The organism is Pseudomonas fluorescens (assembly GCF_001623525.1).
GTDB lineage: Bacteria > Pseudomonadota > Gammaproteobacteria > Pseudomonadales > Pseudomonadaceae > Aquipseudomonas > Aquipseudomonas fluorescens_Q.
Genome location: NZ_CP015225.1, coordinates 5,096,057 through 5,112,092 on the forward strand (window position 1 = coordinate 5,096,057; position 16,036 = coordinate 5,112,092).

16 protein-coding genes and 1 pseudogene are annotated in these 16,036 nt (G+C 59.2%); 7 read left to right on the top strand and 10 right to left on the bottom strand.

All coding sequences use genetic code 11. The annotated features are described in order from the left end of the window. Positions 1–12 precede the first annotated feature (12 nt). Together TK06_RS21905 and gltS are read left to right on the top strand one after the other, a co-directional pair. Complete coding sequence (locus tag TK06_RS21905) at positions 13–381, top strand: DUF4870 domain-containing protein (RefSeq protein WP_013694558.1); 369 nt, start codon at positions 13–15, stop codon at positions 379–381. Between the two features lie 362 nt (positions 382–743). Beyond that, positions 744–1,952, top strand: a complete 1,209-nt coding sequence (gltS, locus tag TK06_RS21910; protein WP_063323799.1) for a sodium/glutamate symporter — start codon at positions 744–746, stop codon at positions 1,950–1,952. A gap of 93 nt (positions 1,953–2,045) precedes the next feature. On the opposite strand, the gene TK06_RS21915 is transcribed toward gltS, so the two are convergent. Then, on the bottom strand, positions 2,046–2,825 hold the full coding sequence (locus TK06_RS21915) for an exodeoxyribonuclease III (protein ID WP_013694557.1): 780 nt from the start codon (positions 2,823–2,825) through the stop codon (positions 2,046–2,048). 83 nt (positions 2,826–2,908) lie between these two features. On the opposite strand from TK06_RS21915, the gene pyrE reads away from it, so the two are divergent. Beyond that, positions 2,909–3,553: an orotate phosphoribosyltransferase gene (gene pyrE / locus TK06_RS21920; RefSeq protein WP_063323800.1), complete on the top strand. Its 645-nt coding sequence runs from the start codon at positions 2,909–2,911 to the stop codon at positions 3,551–3,553. 44 nt (positions 3,554–3,597) lie between these two features. On the opposite strand, the gene TK06_RS21925 is transcribed toward pyrE, so the two are convergent. From TK06_RS21925 to coaBC, 6 genes and pseudogenes are all read right to left on the bottom strand, one after another. Continuing rightward, positions 3,598–4,467, bottom strand: a complete 870-nt coding sequence (locus TK06_RS21925) for a hypothetical protein (RefSeq protein ID WP_063323801.1) — start codon at positions 4,465–4,467, stop codon at positions 3,598–3,600. Further along, a complete protein-coding gene (locus tag TK06_RS21930; protein WP_063323802.1) occupies positions 4,455–5,513 on the bottom strand; it encodes a type IV toxin-antitoxin system AbiEi family antitoxin in 1,059 nt (352 codons plus the stop codon). The genes TK06_RS21925 and TK06_RS21930 overlap by 13 nt, the downstream gene beginning before the upstream one ends. Positions 5,514–5,752: 239 nt before the next feature. Then, positions 5,753–6,658, bottom strand: a complete 906-nt coding sequence (argB, locus tag TK06_RS21935; protein ID WP_025216133.1) for an acetylglutamate kinase — start codon at positions 6,656–6,658, stop codon at positions 5,753–5,755. Between the two features lie 27 nt (positions 6,659–6,685). Next, positions 6,686–8,089, bottom strand: a pseudogene (locus TK06_RS21940) (phosphomannomutase/phosphoglucomutase); the annotation flags it as partial. A 251-nt stretch (positions 8,090–8,340) separates the two neighbouring features. Beyond that, positions 8,341–8,796, bottom strand: a complete 456-nt coding sequence (gene dut / locus TK06_RS21945) for a dUTP diphosphatase (protein ID WP_003206867.1) — start codon at positions 8,794–8,796, stop codon at positions 8,341–8,343. A 4-nt stretch (positions 8,797–8,800) separates the two neighbouring features. Beyond that, positions 8,801–10,009, bottom strand: coding sequence for a bifunctional phosphopantothenoylcysteine decarboxylase/phosphopantothenate--cysteine ligase CoaBC (gene coaBC / locus TK06_RS21950; protein ID WP_003206865.1), 1,209 nt, complete (start codon positions 10,007–10,009; stop codon positions 8,801–8,803). A gap of 144 nt (positions 10,010–10,153) precedes the next feature. Here coaBC and radC point away from each other — a divergent pair, with 144 nt between their 5' ends. After that, positions 10,154–10,828: a RadC family protein gene (radC, locus tag TK06_RS21955; RefSeq protein ID WP_063323804.1), complete on the top strand. Its 675-nt coding sequence runs from the start codon at positions 10,154–10,156 to the stop codon at positions 10,826–10,828. Between the two features lie 77 nt (positions 10,829–10,905). Here radC and TK06_RS21960 read toward each other — a convergent pair whose 3' ends face one another. After that, positions 10,906–12,495, bottom strand: coding sequence for an ABC transporter substrate-binding protein (locus TK06_RS21960; protein ID WP_063323805.1), 1,590 nt, complete (start codon positions 12,493–12,495; stop codon positions 10,906–10,908). Positions 12,496–12,932: 437 nt separating this feature from the next. Here TK06_RS21960 and rpmB point away from each other — a divergent pair, with 437 nt between their 5' ends. Further along, on the top strand, positions 12,933–13,166 hold the full coding sequence (gene rpmB, locus TK06_RS21965) for a 50S ribosomal protein L28 (RefSeq protein WP_003177273.1): 234 nt from the start codon (positions 12,933–12,935) through the stop codon (positions 13,164–13,166). Positions 13,167–13,177: 11 nt separating this feature from the next. Further along, positions 13,178–13,333, top strand: a complete 156-nt coding sequence (rpmG, locus tag TK06_RS21970; RefSeq protein WP_003177274.1) for a 50S ribosomal protein L33 — start codon at positions 13,178–13,180, stop codon at positions 13,331–13,333. 90 nt (positions 13,334–13,423) lie between these two features. On the opposite strand, the gene TK06_RS21975 is transcribed toward rpmG, so the two are convergent. After that, complete coding sequence (locus TK06_RS21975; protein WP_063323806.1) at positions 13,424–13,642, bottom strand: peptidase inhibitor; 219 nt, start codon at positions 13,640–13,642, stop codon at positions 13,424–13,426. A 165-nt stretch (positions 13,643–13,807) separates the two neighbouring features. Further along, on the bottom strand, positions 13,808–14,170 hold the full coding sequence (locus tag TK06_RS21980) for a cupin domain-containing protein (RefSeq protein WP_063323807.1): 363 nt from the start codon (positions 14,168–14,170) through the stop codon (positions 13,808–13,810). Between the two features lie 234 nt (positions 14,171–14,404). On the opposite strand from TK06_RS21980, the gene TK06_RS21985 reads away from it, so the two are divergent. Continuing rightward, a complete protein-coding gene (locus TK06_RS21985; protein ID WP_063323808.1) occupies positions 14,405–15,898 on the top strand; it encodes an aldehyde dehydrogenase in 1,494 nt (497 codons plus the stop codon). Positions 15,899–16,036 lie beyond the last annotated feature (138 nt).

Consider the following 16,036-nt stretch of genomic DNA (forward strand, 5'->3'; position numbering starts at 1 on the left):
AAGGAGAGTGTCATGAGTGATGAGCAAATCCTGCTGCCTCAGCCGAGCAAAGAGGCGCGTCAATGGGCAATGTTTTGTCACCTGTCCGCCTTGTTGGGGATCTGGATTCCGTTCGGCACGCTGATCGGGCCGCTGGTGCTCTGGCAGCTCAAGCGTGAGTCCGACCCGTTCATCGATGCCCAGGGCAAGGAAGCGCTGAACTTCCAGATCACCGTGGCGATTGCCTCGGCGATCAGCCTGCTGCTGATGGTCGTGGTGATCGGCTTCTTCCTGTTCGGCCTGGTGGCCATCGGCGCGCTTGTGCTGACGATCATTGGTGGCGTGAAGGCCAATGAAGGGCAGCCGTATCGGTATCCGTTTACCTGGCGCCTGGTCAAATAACGATCAGCCCTGCGATCCAAGGACAATGCCCCGGCCTATCGGGGCATTGTCTTTTTTGAAGTCATAAATGTTTCTTTTTATGTGCAGTTTCCCACTGCGTAGCGAGTTATTGTGCGCATATTCCGCTCTTACACTTCTAGTCACAACTGCACGGTTTTAGTGCGGTCTCTATGCTTGGCAATAAGACGCTTCGATTGATAGAGTTGCGCCAAGTTATATTCCTTCAGAAATATTTCGATATATTCAGGCCATTGAAGGTCCTTGAATTCAAAGCCAATCAGTGTTGAGGCAATCAACCTGTTCAAGAGGCGTGTCCAGGTAAAAAGTTCGCCCCTGAATATATGTTCAAAGAATAAACACTCATGTTTCAGCTCGATTTCTATGGAACACTTGTCGCCGCCTCTCTGGTGCTTTTGCTGGGGCGCGGACTTGTTACGCGTGTTGGTTTCCTTCGCGCCTACAATATCCCTGAGCCTGTAGCGGGCGGGCTGGTAGTTGCCCTGGTGCTCCTGGCTTTGCGGGGGCTTGAAGTTGAAGTTCGATTTGATACTTCATTGCAGACACCGTTGATGCTGGCATTTTTTGCCACGATTGGCCTGAGCGCGGACTTCGCGAGCCTGAAGAAAGGCGGGCGCGTGGTTGGGATTTTCCTGCTGGCGGTCGTCGGCCTGTTGGTGGTCCAGAACGCCATGGGCGTCGGGCTCGCAACAGTGCTGGGGCTCGATCCGTTGATGGGGTTGCTGACTGGCTCGATCACCTTGGCGGGCGGTCACGGTACTGGCGCGGCGTGGGGGACGGTGTTCAGCGAGAAGTTCGGCCTGGCTTCTGCCTCCGAACTTGCGATGGCTTCTGCGACGTTTGGCTTGGTGTTAGGTGGCTTGATCGGTGGGCCGGTTGCGCGCCTGCTCATCAAGCGTGTTCAGTCACCCGGCGGTCTTGAATCAGAAAAGCCCCGGATACCCAAGGGTTTCGAACAGCCGAACAAAGAGCGCTCGATTACGCCGTTTTCGTTTATTGAGACGCTCGCCCTGATTGCAGTCAGCCTGCTGGCCGGTACGCTCTTGAATGGGCAGCTCCACGACACCGCATTCGAGTTGCCGACGTTCGTTTGTGTCTTGTTCGTGGGGGTGGTCTTGCGCAATGGACTTTCGGCACTTGGCTTGTATCAGGTCTTTGAGCGAGAAGTATCCGTACTTGGCAATGTCAGCCTGTCACTGTTTCTGGCTATCGCCTTGATGTCACTCAAGTTGTGGGACCTGGCGTCACTGGCATTGCCGATATTCATTATCCTGGCGGCCCAGACATTGGTCATGGCGCTGTTTGCGATTTTCGTGACGTTCAGAATCATGGGCAGTCATTACGATGCAGCCGTCTTGGCGGCAGGGCATTGCGGTTTTGGGTTGGGCGCCACGCCGACGGCCATCGCCAACATGCAGGCAGTGACTCAGCGCTATGGGCCTTCACAGATAGCGTTTCTGGTGGTACCGATGGTGGGAGCGTTCTTCATCGATATCATTAACGTCATCGTCATCAAGTTGTACCTTGCCCTGCCGTTGTTTGCCGTGGCTTGAGGTTCTGCGCGGTAACGTTCGCCATAAAAAATGCCCGTATCTTGCGATACGGGCATTTTCTTTTTCGGTCGACCTGGGAATGTCGCCGGTACGCTAGATGGTCAGCGTCCAGTCGTAATCCACGATCAGCGGCGCATGCTGCGAGAACCGTGGCTGGCGCGGCAGGCGGGCGCTGCGTACGAAGCGGCGCAGGCCAGGCGTCAGCAACTGGTAGTCGAAGCGCCAGCCAAGGTTGAGCATCTCGGCCTGTTCGTTGTCCGGCCACCAGCTGTACTGGTCGCCTTCACGGCTGACTTCGCGCAGGGCGTCGACATAACCCATGTTGCCAATGATCTCGTCCATCCAGGCCCGTTCCGGCGCCAGGAAACCAGGAGATTGCTGGCTGTCGCGCCAGTTCTTGATATCCAGCTTCTGTTGCGCCACGTACAGCGAGCCACAATAGATGTACTCGCGACGTTTGCGCCGCTGTTTATCCAGATAACGGGCGAAGTCGTCCATCAACTTGAATTTCTGATTCAAATCTTCATCGCCGTTCTGCCCCGAAGGGAGCAGTAAGGTCGCGATGCTGACCTTGTCGAAATCGGCTTGCAGGTAGCGCCCGTAGCGGTCCGCCGTCTCGAAACCGAGACCGTTGATGACAGCCTTCGGTTGCAGCCGCGAGTACAAAGCCACGCCACCCTGGGCGGGGACTTCGGCATCGCAGGCATAAAGGAAGTAACCATCCAGTTGGAAGGCTGCATCGTCCAGTTCAAAGGCGGAGGCGCGGGTGTCCTGCAGGCAGATGACGTCGGCATTCTGTGCTTGCAGCCAACTGAGCAAACCACGCTCGACTGCAGCCTGAATACCATTGACGTTCACACTGATGATCCGCATAAATGGCCCCAAAAATCACGTGCGTGTATGATACACGCCGTGTACCTATTTAGCTAAATCCGCGGTATTTGAGGCTTTTTTTCATGCAGGCGTATCAGCGCGATTTCATTCGCTTTGCCATCGATCGCGGCGTTTTGCGCTTCGGTGAGTTCACCCTCAAGTCCGGGCGCACCAGCCCGTACTTCTTCAATGCCGGCCTGTTCAACACCGGTTCTGCCCTGGCGCAACTGGGTCGTTTCTATGCGGCGGCGATCGTCGAGAGCGGCATCCCGTTCGACGTGCTGTTCGGCCCAGCCTACAAAGGCATCCCGCTGGCCGCCACCACCGCCGTCGCCCTGGCTGAACATCACGACCGCGACTTGCCTTGGTGCTTCAACCGCAAGGAAGCCAAGGCCCATGGCGAAGGCGGCAGCCTGGTGGGTGCCCCGCTGAGCGGCGACGTGTTGATCATCGACGACGTCATCACCGCCGGCACTGCCATTCGCGAAGTGATGCAGATCATCGCTGCCCAGGAAGGCGCCAAGGCCGCTGGCGTGCTGATCGCCCTGAACCGCCAGGAGCGCGGCAACGGTGAGCTGTCGGCGATCCAGGAAGTGGAGCGTGACTTCGGCATTCCGGTGATCAGCATTGTGTCGCTGAACCAGGTGCTGGAGTTTTTGGCCGACGATCCGCAGCTCAAGCAGCATTTGCCGGCGGTTGAGGCTTATCGGGCGCAGTTTGGTGTCTGAAAAACCAAAGGCCCTGTGAGACAGGGCCTTTTATTCAGTGGCGCTCACTTGCGAAGGCAAAGGGCGCGCAGTAAAGCATCCACTTGTCCAAACGCGTCCTGTTGCCACTGGTCCGGGGTCCGATCCTCAAGGATTTGGCTGTCTTCGACGAAACGCCTTACAGAGGTCGGGCCATAGCCGTCGGCTACATCAAATTTTTGGCAGATGTGCAGGAAGCCTTGTTCGCCACTTCCGGTTTCAATGACGGGGCGGCATTCTTCAGCGAGTGCCGCTATGCCACCTGGATAATTACGGACGCAATAGTAGATGTCGTAGGCGTCTTTTTGCTTATGTCGCCCATTAAGGGCATAGCCCTTCATCGCGAGCAGTGCCGGGATAGAGCAAACGGCAACCTCGACGCGATTTTTGCCGCCAGTTGGCATGGGGCCTTCAATCGCGACCATCTGATAGAACCGCATTGCCAAATCGGCGCCATCGGCACGTTGAACCGCAAAGTCACTCAGGATAGGCGGTTTATTCTGGATGATCTCTGCATCGCGAGGCATCAAGAAATCCACGATCACATCTATCGGGGCGCCCCCATCGTTCACGGGAACCTGGCGAACGAGCTGGAAGCGTCGTAGCTCTCCTCTTTGCTCATACCCATTGCCCATCAGGGCCTCGACCAGTGTTGCGTACTCGCCATCGCCAAGTGCTTCTGCATCTAGGCTCAAGTCGACGTCGAGCGTACCCACATGCGGCATGTCATTATGGGCAAGGAGCAGCCATGGCACCGCTCCTCCGATCACTGCGAACTTGCCTTTGAAACTTCCCAGAATCTGGCCCATTTCGACGAGCACGGCCTTCACTGCGGCCGTAGTCCTATCCTCATAATCCGAGGCAGATTGAGGCTCTTGCGGCACTAACGGGGCCATGTCAATTTTTCCTGGCGTAAATACTCAGCAGCTTCTTTTGCGCGTTCTCCGGCCACCGTCAAATCCAGATAGGTCTGAACCGGGCTGGTGCACAGCACGCCGGGTGCTGCTTCGACGGTGTCCAGTAAAAGTCCTTCGTCCCTGGGAACGGTGATCACCACATTTTCGCCCTTGGCCGCAGGGACAAGCTGTAGAGCTTCGATCAGTTTATCCAACCCTTCACTGTCGGCATAAAAGTAATGCGTGCCCACACGGGCATAGGGCGCGAGCCATTGCGCGGCGGAAAACGAGGAGAAAAGCGTGCGCCCGCAGCTCTGTTCGCCAATAACGCTCCGCGCTGCATTTTCCAGGGCGCTGCCATGTAAGGTGGTATAGAACTTTTTACGCTCCCCCGATGGAGGTTCGTAGGCCTCGACCCATGCATCCAGCAGGGCCTGAGGATCGCATAGGAATAATCCATTGCTTGTTACCTGCCCCCATTCCCGATCAAGCAGGGCGGTACGCACATTGCTGACTTGACCCAAGCTTGCGCTGGCCACTTCGGAGAGCTCAATTACCCGCCATGCATGGGCCGGTTCGCGCAGCATTGCACGAAGGATCTGTGCTGACTTCGGCTTGAAGAGTGACTTCAGCTCTCTATGTTCTGCTGGCGGCTTATCCGCAACTTGACGGTCGATGAATACGCCATCGAATGAAATCCAGGCATTACCCTCAAGGTCCAAGTAGCCGACACCTTTTTCCCGACATGCCTGCCTGGCAGCTGGCGAGAGATAGGGGGCGATTACGATAGCGGTGACGTCAATGTCCCACGCAGTTATGTAGTCACGAAGCTGAAGGATGGCTGCGTTTACAAATCTGGGCTGCCCACTGGCTTTAACCTCGCAGACCAGAGAGCGAGATTTACCCGATGTGGCTATTTCAACGATGAAATCGGGGGCCCAGTATTTTGTCTGCGGCGCGGCTTCCAGGCTTTTTATTTCGATGATTGGCACTTTGCGCAGGAGATCGCACAACGCCTCTTTTGAGCTTTTTTCGAAATCTTTCATTGATGGAGCCCTTTTCAACGAATGTTGAAAATAGGTCAACTGGTGAAATTCTTCCAGTATTTTCAATAAATATGGCAGTTTCAGCGTTTGTTGAAATGCGCGTATTTGATGAAACTCCAGCTTCCCTCGACATTCTCGAGCGCAAAAAAAATCGCGAGCCTCGCCAGCCCTAACGGATTTTCGCAAACTCGAAAATCCAATTGGAGCTGTAAAGGTCGCGATCTGTTGCGTTTCCGGTATTAAGGCCGCTTGCGATTGCTGATCAACGTACCCACACCCGTATCGGTGAAGATCTCCAGCAGAATCGCATTCGGTACCCGGCCGTCGATGATCAGCGAGCTGCCGACGCCGCCCTGTACCGCTTCCAGCGCGCAGCGAATCTTCGGCAGCATGCCGCCGTAGATGGTGCCGTCGGCGATCAGGTCATCGACCTGCTGGGTCGACAGCCCGGTCAGGACTTTGCCGGTCTTGTCCATCAGGCCGGCAATGTTGGTCAGCAGCATCAGCTTTTCAGCTTTCAGTGCCTCGGCCACCTTGCCCGCCACCAGGTCGGCGTTGATGTTGTACGACTCGCCGTTGGCGCCCACGCCGATGGGCGCGATCACCGGGATGAAGTCGCCCTTGACCAGCAGGTTCAGCAGATCGGTGTTGATACCGACCACTTCGCCCACATGACCAATGTCGATGATTTCCGGCTGGGTCATCTCGGGTGTCTGGCGGGTCACGGTGAGTTTCTTCGCCCGGATCAGCTCGGCGTCCTTGCCTGTCAGGCCGATGGCGCTGCCGCCATGACGGTTGATCAGGTTGACGATGTCCTTGTTGACCTGACCGCCCAGGACCATTTCCACCACATCCATGGTCTGCGCGTCGGTCACGCGCATGCCGTCGATGAAGTGGCTTTCGATCGACAGGCGCTTGAGCAGGTCGCCGATTTGCGGGCCGCCGCCGTGGACCACCACCGGGTTGATGCCCACGGCCTTCATCAGCACGATGTCGCGGGCGAAGCCGGTCTTGAGCTCCTCGCTTTCCATCGCGTTGCCGCCGTATTTGATCACCAGGGTCTTGCCGACGTAGCGTCGGATATAAGGCAACGCTTCGGACAGGACCTTGGCGGTGTTGGCGGCGGCTTCGCGTTCGAGGGTCATTCAGGGCTCCGGTAGTGCTTCAAAAAATCAAAACGGTAGTTGGAGATCAGGTGCAACACGTTTGAGTTGGGTGTGGAACACATCCTTGATGCGCTGCAGTTCGGCCTCGTTGTCGGCCTCGAAACGCAGTACCAGCACCGGTGTGGTGTTGGATGCGCGAACCAGGCCCCAGCCGTGGGGATAGTCGACCCGCACACCATCGATGGTGGTCAGTTCGGCGCCTTCGCCCCATTGAGCGTCGTGCAGTGCATCAATGATGCTGAATTTGCTCTCTTCGGTCACATGGATATTGATTTCTGGCGTAGAAATATCGTTCGGGAAGGTTGCGAACAGCTCTTCGGCCGTGGATTTTTCCTTGCTGAGGATTTCCAGCAGGCGCGCGGCGCTGTAGATGCCGTCGTCAAAACCGAACCAGCGCTCCTTGAAGAAGATGTGGCCGCTCATTTCGCCGGCCAACAGGGCGCCGCTTTGTTTCATTTTCTTCTTGATCAACGAATGACCGGTCTTCCACATCAATGGACGACCGCCATATTCCTTGATCAGCGGCACCAGGCGACGGGTGCATTTAACGTCAAAGATGATTTCGGCGTTCGGATTGCGCGCTACCACGTCCTTGGCAAACAGCATCAGCAGGCGGTCGGGGAACACCACGCTGCCGGTATTGGTCACCACGCCCACGCGGTCGCCGTCGCCGTCGAAGGCCAGGCCCAGGTCGGCGTTGGTTTCCTTGACCTTGGCGATCAGGTCTTCAAGGTTTTCCAGCTTGCCCGGATCCGGGTGGTGGTTAGGGAAGTTGCCATCCACGTCGCAGAACAGCGGGATGACTTCGCAGTTCAGGGCTTCGATCAGTTGCGGGGCGATCACGCCAGCCGCGCCGTTGCCGCAGTCGACCACCACTTTCAGGCGACGAGCGAGTTTCACGTCCTTGACGATTTCGTCGTTGTAGCGTTCGAGGATATCGACTTTGGTGATGCTGCCCTGGCCGCTGCTCAGGTCGTTGGTCTTGAGGCGGGTGTGCAGGGCCTGGATCTGCTCGTTGGCAAGGGTGTCGCCAGCGATGACGATCTTGAAGCCGTTGTAGTTCGATGGGTTGTGGCTGCCGGTGAGCATCACCCCGGACTTGCCGGCCAACACGTTGGCGGCGTAATACAGCGCCGGGGTCGGCACCAGGCCCACGTCGCTGACGTGGCAGCCACTGTCGGCGACGCCTTTTATCAGTTGTTCGACCAGCTCAGGCCCCGACAAGCGGCCATCACGGCCGACGCACACGTTCGGTTCGCCCTGGGCCAGGCTCTGGGAGCCAATGGCCCGGCCGATCCAGTAGGCGGTTTCGGCGGTGAGGGTTTCCGGTACCACGCCACGGATGTCGTAGGCGCGGAAGATGCTGTCAGGGAAGATCGGGGCGATTGCGGCTGGGGTGTTCATGGGCGGGGCGCTCTATCAGGAAAGTGACTGGACAGGCCGACGGGTCGCGTCGGCAGGCTCAAGCTGAAGGGTATGACGGCGTTTTTGACAGAGAGTTCGTGGTGGGAAAATGCCATGAGACAGCGTTACCCCGGCCTCGCTCGCCTAATACGTTGATTCCGGATGGGAAACCTAGCAGAAAGCCATTGCGCATTTTTTGTCCTGAAACACAAGCTTCACAAACGGGCCGGGCAGGACGCCCGGCTTGAAAACACCGGTCAATGGCTGCCGGAATGCCCAAAACCACCCGCGCCACGCTGGCTTTCGTCGAACTCTTCGACCAGTTCGAAGTGGGCCTGGACCACCGGCACCAGCACCAGCTGCGCGATGCGTTCGCCCACGGCAATGTTGAAGGCTGTTTGGCCGCGGTTCCAGCACGACACCATCAGTTCGCCTTGATAGTCGGAGTCGATCAGGCCCACCAGGTTGCCCAGCACGATGCCGTGCTTATGGCCCAGGCCCGAGCGCGGCAGGATCAGCGCGGCCAGGCCGGGATCCCCGATGTACACCGACAGGCCGGTAGGAATCAGCAGGGTCTGGCCCGGCTCCAGGATCGTGTCCTGCTTGAGCATCGCCCGCAGGTCGAGGCCGGCGGAGCCCGGTGTGGCGTATTGCGGCAGCGGGAATTCGTTGCCGATGCGTGGGTCGAGGATCTTGGCTTGTAGGGCGTGCATGACATTAAACCTGGTTCAGACGTTCGGCGATAAAAGTGATCAGCTGGCGGGCAATCTTGCTCTTGCTGGTCTGGGCGAAAAGTGTGGCGTGCAACTGGCGGTCGATCACGCTGCAGGCGTTTTCTTCGCTGTTGAAGCCGATGCTCGGGTTGGCCACGTCGTTGGCGACGATCAAGTCGAGGTTCTTGTCCTTGAGCTTGCGTGCGGCGTAATCGAGCAGGTGTTCGGTCTCGGCGGCAAAGCCGACACTGAACGGGCGGTCGGGGCGGGTGGCGATGCTGGCCAGGATGTCCGGGTTGCGCACCATTTGCAGGAGCAGGCCGTCGCCGCTTGTAGGGTCTTTCTTCAATTTTTGCGGGGCGACGACTTCGGGGCGGTAGTCCGCCACCGCCGCCGAGGCGATGAACAGGTCGCAGGGGATGGCTGCTTCGCAGGCTGCGAGCATGTCCCGGGCGCTGACCACATCGATGCGCGTGACCCGGTCCGGAGTCGGCAGGTGCACGGGGCCGGTGATCAGTGTTACCCGGGCGCCGGCTTCTACCGCGGCTTCGGCCAGGGCGAAGCCCATTTTCCCGGAGCTGTGGTTGGTGATGTAGCGCACCGGGTCGATGTTTTCCTGGGTCGGTCCGGCGGTGATCAGCACGTGCTTGCCGGTCAGGGCCTGGCGCTGGAAGCAGTCGGCGGCGCACTGGGCCAGGTCGGTGGCTTCAAGCATGCGGCCCATGCCGACATCGCCACAGGCCTGGCTGCCGGAGGCGGGGCCGAAGACTTTCAGGGCGCGGCTTTCGAGCAATTGCAGGTTGGCCTGGGTGGCCGGGTCGCGCCACATGGCCTGGTTCATGGCCGGCGCCACGGCGACCACCGCGTCGGTGGCGAGCACCAGGGTGGTCAGCAGGTCGTCGGCGATGCCTTGGGCCAAACGGGCGATCAGGTCGGCCGTGGCCGGGGCGATCAGCACCAGGTCGGCCCACTTGGCCAGTTCGATGTGACCCATGGCGGCTTCGGCCGCCGGGTCGAGCAAATCCAGGTGGACCGGGTGCCCGGATAGGGCTTGCATGGTCAGCGGGGTAATGAACTCGCTGCCACCGCGGGTCATGACGACCCGTACTTCCGCGCCCTGGTCGATAAGCCTGCGAACCAGCTCGGCGCTCTTGTAGGCGGCAATGCCGCCGCCGACGCCCAGAACGATGCGTTTCCGATACAGCCGCTGCATAGGCCTGCCTTTCGATTTCAGTGGTCAGTGCAAGACGAACCCCTTGGCAGCAGCTGCCAGGGTGCAAATCGCCTGCAAAAAAGATGGGCTACGATATCACAGCGACCGCTATGGAACAGCGGCGCCCACAATCAGGGAGATGCCATGAGTATTCGCGATTGGCCCGCGGCCGAGCGGCCACGGGAGCGGTTATTGGCGCTAGGGGCGGGGAGTCTATCGGACGCCGAGCTGCTGGCGATTTTTTTGCGCACCGGCGTGTCGGGCAAAAGCGCGGTGGATCTGGCGCGACAACTATTGATTCAATTTGGCAGCCTGCGCGCGCTGCTTGAAGCCGATCAGATCACATTCAGTAATCATATGGGGCTCGGGCCGGCGAAGTTCGCCCAGCTGCAAGCGGCTCAGGAAATGAGTCGTCGGCATTTGGCTGAACGGGCACGGGAAAAGACCCCGCTGGAAAGCCCGTTCGCGGTGCGTGAGTACCTGAAATCGATGCTGCGTCACGAACCCCACGAGGTGTTCGGTTGCCTGTTTCTCAATGCCAAGCACCAGGTGCTGACCTTCGAGGCGCTGTTCCGCGGCTCTATCGACAGCGCCAGTGTCCATCCCCGGCAGGTCGTCAAGCGCGCCCTGGCCCACAACGCCGCCGCGTTGATCCTGTGCCACAACCACCCCTCCGGCAACACCGAGCCCAGCCAGGCCGACCGGGTGCTCACTGAACGGCTTCAGGAGGCGTTGGAGCTGATCGATGTGCGGGTGCTCGACCATGTCATCGTTGGCGATGGGGAGCCGTTATCCATGGCGGAGCGTGGGTGGATGTGAGGCAGCGGCAAGCTGTCAGCTTCAAGCCGCAAGTTCAGAGCCGGGTGTGATCTGCTCTTGAGCTTGCAGCTTGCAGCTTACGGCTTGAGCCTGACCTTCGAGTAATCCTGCCGCCCAAACGGGCTGACCGAGTAACCCTGCACATCCTTGCGGGTCAGGGCGAACGCGGTCGGGTGCGCCAGGGGCAGCCACAGGGCCTGTTGCTGGATCTGGGCCTGGGCCTGCTCGTAGAGCTTGGCCCGCACGCCTTGTTCGCCGGTGGTCTTGCCGGCGCTGATCAGTTTGTCCAGGTCGGGATTGCAGTAGCGGGCGAAGTTGGTGCCGGACTTGACCGCCGCGCAGGAAAACTGTGGCGTGAGGAAGTTGTCCGGGTCGCCGTTGTCGCCGGCCCAACCCATGAACAGCAAATCATGTTCGCCGGCCTTGGCGCGACGGATCAGTTCGCCCCATTCGATCACCCGGATCTCGGCCTGGATGCCGATCTGCGCCAGGTCGGATTGCAGCAGTTGTGCGCCGACGCTGGGGTTGGGGTTCAGCAGGCTGCCGGAAGGGCGGGTCCAGATGGTGGTCTGGAAGCCTTCCTTCAAGCCGGCCTTGGCCAACAGGTCGCGGGCCTTGGCCAGATCATGGGTGTAGCCGGGCAGGCTTTTGGCGTAGCTCCAGGTGTTGGGCGGGTAGGGGCCATTGGCGGCTTCGGCGGTGCCTTCGAAGACGGTCTTCAGGTAGCTGGCCTTGTCGAAGGCCAGGTTGATGGCTTGGCGCACCTCAGGCTTGTCCAGCGGCGGATGCTGGCTGTTGATGGCCACGAATGCGGTCATGAAGGCGTCGGTCTGCTCGACCTTCAGCGTAGGTTCTTGCTTGGCGGCTTGTACGTCCAGCGGCTTGGGCGACAGGGCGATCTGGCATTCGTTGCGACGCAGTTTCTGCAGGCGCACATTGGCATCCGGCGTGATGGCGAAGACCAGCGGGTCCACTTGAGGCTTGCCGCCGAAATAGGCGTCGTTGGCCTTGTAGCGAATCGAGGCGTCCTTCTGGAACCGGCTGAAAATGAACGGGCCGGTGCCGATCGGCAGGCTGTTGAGCTTTTCCGGCGTACCGGCCTTCATCAACTGATCGGCGTATTCGGCCGAGTAAATGGAGGCAAAACCCATGCTCAACGTCGCCAGGAAGGTCGAGTCGGCGTGATCGAGGGTGAAGCGCACGGTCAACGGGTCCAGCGCATCGACTTTCTTGATCAGCGCCGGCAGTTGCATGGACTGGGCGTGGGGGAAACCGCTTTGCGCCACCTTGTGCCAGGGGTTCGCCGGATCGAGCATGCGCTCGAAGCTGAACTTCACGTCCTCGGCGGTCAGGTCGCGGCGCGGCGTGAAGTAGTCGGTGTGGTGGAACTTGACCTGTGGCCGCAGCTTGAACACGTAGGTCAGGCCATCGGTGGAGACTTCCCAGCGCTCGGCCAGGCTGGGGACCACTTTGCCGCCGGCGGTATCGAAGTCCACCAGGCGGTTCATCAGCACGTCGGCGGAGGCGTTGGTGGTCGTCAGGGAGTTGTACTGGACGACATCGAACCCTTCCGGGCTGGCTTCGGTGCAGACGCTCAGGGCGGCGGCCAAGGCCTGTGGGGTGATCAGCAGAGGGGCGAGCAACAATGGTAGGGCAGCGAGGCGCATGGTCGGTTTCCTGTGCAAGTCGAAGGCCCATCTGCGAGTGCAGTCTGGAAAAGGCCTACCCTAGTGGGCTCGCCGCTAAATGACTATCCCCTTTTTGCATTTTCCGGCACTCTGCGCCGACACGTGGATGGACTAAAAATCGCCACAGATGAAAAAAACCTGCATGCAGCGACGAGTGGTAAGGTGCTGTGCCAGCCTCTGCCCCCGCCGCCCGGGGCGGTTGGTCGATGATTCGCCATGAAGACAAATCACATCGGCTGTTGTTGCGCTGTGGTCTTTCTGGTATAAAGCAGCGCTCTTTTCTAGGGGCCCGGTTCCTTCACTGTAGGTGTAGCCGGTAAGACCCTTAAAGAAACGCGGCGCCTGGCGCCAAATGACTGAGAGATTAAGCGGCCAACCCATGCCGGGTTGGGCATGTGGTTTTAGAGGGCTGAGGCATGTCGAGAGTCTGTCAAGTTACCGGTAAGGGTCCGGTGACTGGGAATAACATTTCCCACGCAAACAACAAAACCCGTCGTCGTTTCCTGCCGAACCTGCAGCATCACCGCTTCTGGGTTGAAGAAGAGAAACGTTTTGTGCGTCTGCGCGTATCTGCCAAGGGCATGCGTATCATCGACAAGCGTGGCATCAGTGTCGTGCTGGCCGAACTTCGTCGCGATGGCAAGGTTTAAGGGAGCTAATCATGCGTGAATTGATTCGTTTGATCTCGAGCGCCGGTACTGGTCACTTCTACACTACCGACAAGAACAAGCGTACTACTCCGGACAAAATCGAGATCAAGAAATATGATCCGGTTGTTCGCAAGCACGTGATCTACAAGGAAGGCAAAATCAAGTAATTGATTTTTCCCTTCTTACGAAAAAGGCCCGTATCGCGAGATACGGGCCTTTTTTGTTGCGCTTGGATTGTGTGGTCAGCGACGAGGGGGTCAGCCGCAGTTGATGCTGACAATGATCCTGTCGGCGTCGGTGTGCAGGTTGATCCGTCGCGGACGCAGGTCCCAGCTCGAAGGATATTTCGGGCCTGTGGCGCGGACGGGGGCTCCATTGGCCAAGGCGCGAACCTCTTCAAGCAATTGAGGGGTGCATTTTTGGCCGATGGTGTATTGGGCGATGGCGAGATCGCATTGATCGGGTACGACGGGCATATTGCCTCCTTGCAATAGTGATAGGGTCAGGGCGCTCACCTGTCGGTTGGCCGCACGTCCTGTGCGTGCCGTTGCGACGATAAAATACGTGATGCCCGTGAGCAGTCTTATCTGCTGCGCTGGTCTTTACCAGCGATAGAGTGTCAGCTTCTTTTTCGGCGAGGCTCAAGCCTTCTGCTCGAACACCACGTAAATCTTGCGGCACGGCTCCAGCACTTCCCAAGTGCCCTGGAAACCCGCTGGGATCACAAAGCGGTCGCCGGCCCGCAGGGTCTTGGCATTGCCATCGTCGTCCCGCAGCACGGAAACACCCTGGACGATCTCGCAATACTCATGCTCGGTGTAATTGACCGTCCACTGACCGACGGCGCCTTCCCATACGCCCGCGTTCATTTGCCCGCAGGGGCTGCTGTAATGGTTGAACACGGTTTGCTCGGGGTCGCCCTTGAACACCTTGGCCGGGTCCGGGCGATAACGTTCGGCGGTGGTATTGGCCTGGCTGAAATCGACGATGTCCTGAATGCTCATGCGGGTGATCCCCAGTGATCGCTTGGAAGGCTTCGAGTCTATGTTTATTAAAACGAACATCGCAAGGTCGTTTGCCCGCGTTGTGTCAAATATATTGAAACATGACCAGCCGCTGGTTTAGGGTGGCGGGTGCCCTATGCCGAAAACGGCGCCGAAACCAGGCTGGTTGGGCAGAATACTTTTGAGCGCTGCGCACCGCGCGGCGTTCGTACTCAATAAGAGGAGGACACACGCATGACCACCCTGACTCGTGCCGACTGGGAACAACGCGCCCGCGACCTGAAGATTGAGGGCCGCGCCTTCATCAACGGCGAGTACACTGATGCGGTGTCCGGCGAAACCTTCGATTGCCTCAGCCCGGTCGATGGCCGCCTGCTGGGCAAGATCGCCAGCTGTGACGTCGCCGACGCCCAGCGTGCAGTCGAAAACGCCCGCGCCACATTCAGTTCCGGCGTCTGGTCGCGCCTGGCACCCAGCAAGCGCAAAGCCACCATGATTCGTTTTGCCGGCCTGCTCAAGCAGCATGCCGAAGAACTGGCCCTGCTCGAAACCCTGGACATGGGCAAGCCGATCAGTGATTCCCTGAACATCGACGTTCCCGGCGCGGCGCAAGCCTTGAGCTGGAGCGGTGAAGCCATCGACAAGCTCTACGACGAAGTGGCGGCTACGCCGCACGATCAGTTGGGCCTGGTAACCCGTGAGCCGGTGGGTGTCGTGGGCGCTATCGTGCCCTGGAACTTCCCGTTGATGATGGCCTGCTGGAAGCTCGGCCCGGCGCTGTCCACCGGTAACTCGGTGGTGCTCAAACCGTCGGAAAAATCCCCGCTGACCGCTCTCCGCATCGCCGCACTGGCGATCGAGGCCGGCATTCCGAAAGGCGTGCTGAACGTGCTGCCAGGCTATGGCCACACCGTCGGCAAGGCCCTGGCCCTGCATATGGACGTCGATACGCTGGTGTTCACCGGCTCTACCAAGATCGCCAAGCAACTGATGATCTACTCCGGCGAATCCAACATGAAACGTATCTGGCTGGAAGCCGGCGGCAAGAGCCCGAACATCGTGTTCGCCGATGCCCCGGACCTGCAAGCCGCCGCCGAATCCGCCGCCAGCGCCATCGCCTTCAACCAGGGCGAAGTTTGCACTGCCGGCTCGCGGCTGTTGGTGGAGCGTTCCATCAAGGACACGTTCCTGCCACTGGTGATCGAAGCCCTCAAGGGCTGGAAGCCTGGTAACCCTCTGGACCCGGCCACCAATGTCGGCGCCCTGGTCGATACCCAGCAGATGAACACCGTGCTGTCCTACATCGAGGCCGGTCACAGCGACGGCGCCAAACTGGTGGCCGGCGGCAAACGCATCCTTGAGGAAACGGGCGGTACGTACGTCGAGCCGACGATTTTCGACGGTGTGAGCAACGCGATGAAAATCGCCCAGGAAGAGATTTTCGGCCCGGTGTTGTCGGTCATTGCCTTCGACACCGCCGAGCAGGCCATCGAGATCGCCAACGACACGCCGTACGGCCTCGCCGCGGCGGTATGGACCAAGGATATCTCCAAGGCCCACCTGACCGCCAAGGCCCTGCGTGCCGGCAGCGTCTGGGTCAACCAGTATGACGGCGGCGACATGACCGCGCCGTTCGGTGGTTTCAAGCAATCGGGTAATGGTCGCGACAAGTCGCTGCATGCGTTCGACAAGTACACCGAGCTGAAGTCGACCTGGATCAAACTCTGATCCCTTTTGTGGGAGCGGAAGATTTGCGGTAGACACACATCCCCTGTGGGAGCGCGCTTGCTCGCGATCGCGGTATGACAGTCGACGACTTTGTTGAATGTCGCGCCGCTATGGCGAGCAAGCTCGCTCCCACAATGT

Bases quoted from the DNA above. Each gene is read 5' to 3' on its own strand.
- TK06_RS21960 (WP_063323805.1), bottom strand. From the start codon at position 12,495: ATGCGCCTCGCTGCCCTACCATTGTTGCTCGCCCCTCTGCTGATCACC.
- TK06_RS21925 (WP_063323801.1), bottom strand. From the start codon at position 4,467: ATGGCCCCGTTAGTGCCGCAAGAGCCTCAATCTGCCTCGGATTATGAG.
- rpmG (WP_003177274.1), top strand. From the start codon at position 13,178: ATGCGTGAATTGATTCGTTTGATCTCGAGCGCCGGTACTGGTCACTTC.
- TK06_RS21985 (WP_063323808.1), top strand. From the start codon at position 14,405: ATGACCACCCTGACTCGTGCCGACTGGGAACAACGCGCCCGCGACCTG.
- radC (WP_063323804.1), top strand. From the start codon at position 10,154: ATGAGTATTCGCGATTGGCCCGCGGCCGAGCGGCCACGGGAGCGGTTA.
- TK06_RS21975 (WP_063323806.1), bottom strand. From the start codon at position 13,642: ATGCCCGTCGTACCCGATCAATGCGATCTCGCCATCGCCCAATACACC.
- TK06_RS21915 (WP_013694557.1), bottom strand. From the start codon at position 2,825: ATGCGGATCATCAGTGTGAACGTCAATGGTATTCAGGCTGCAGTCGAG.
- dut (WP_003206867.1), bottom strand. From the start codon at position 8,796: ATGCACGCCCTACAAGCCAAGATCCTCGACCCACGCATCGGCAACGAA.
- pyrE (WP_063323800.1), top strand. From the start codon at position 2,909: ATGCAGGCGTATCAGCGCGATTTCATTCGCTTTGCCATCGATCGCGGC.
- coaBC (WP_003206865.1), bottom strand. From the start codon at position 10,009: ATGCAGCGGCTGTATCGGAAACGCATCGTTCTGGGCGTCGGCGGCGGC.
- rpmB (WP_003177273.1), top strand. From the start codon at position 12,933: ATGTCGAGAGTCTGTCAAGTTACCGGTAAGGGTCCGGTGACTGGGAAT.
- argB (WP_025216133.1), bottom strand. From the start codon at position 6,658: ATGACCCTCGAACGCGAAGCCGCCGCCAACACCGCCAAGGTCCTGTCC.
- TK06_RS21980 (WP_063323807.1), bottom strand. From the start codon at position 14,170: ATGAGCATTCAGGACATCGTCGATTTCAGCCAGGCCAATACCACCGCC.
- TK06_RS21930 (WP_063323802.1), bottom strand. From the start codon at position 5,513: ATGAAAGATTTCGAAAAAAGCTCAAAAGAGGCGTTGTGCGATCTCCTG.
- gltS (WP_063323799.1), top strand. From the start codon at position 744: ATGTTTCAGCTCGATTTCTATGGAACACTTGTCGCCGCCTCTCTGGTG.
- TK06_RS21905 (WP_013694558.1), top strand. From the start codon at position 13: ATGAGTGATGAGCAAATCCTGCTGCCTCAGCCGAGCAAAGAGGCGCGT.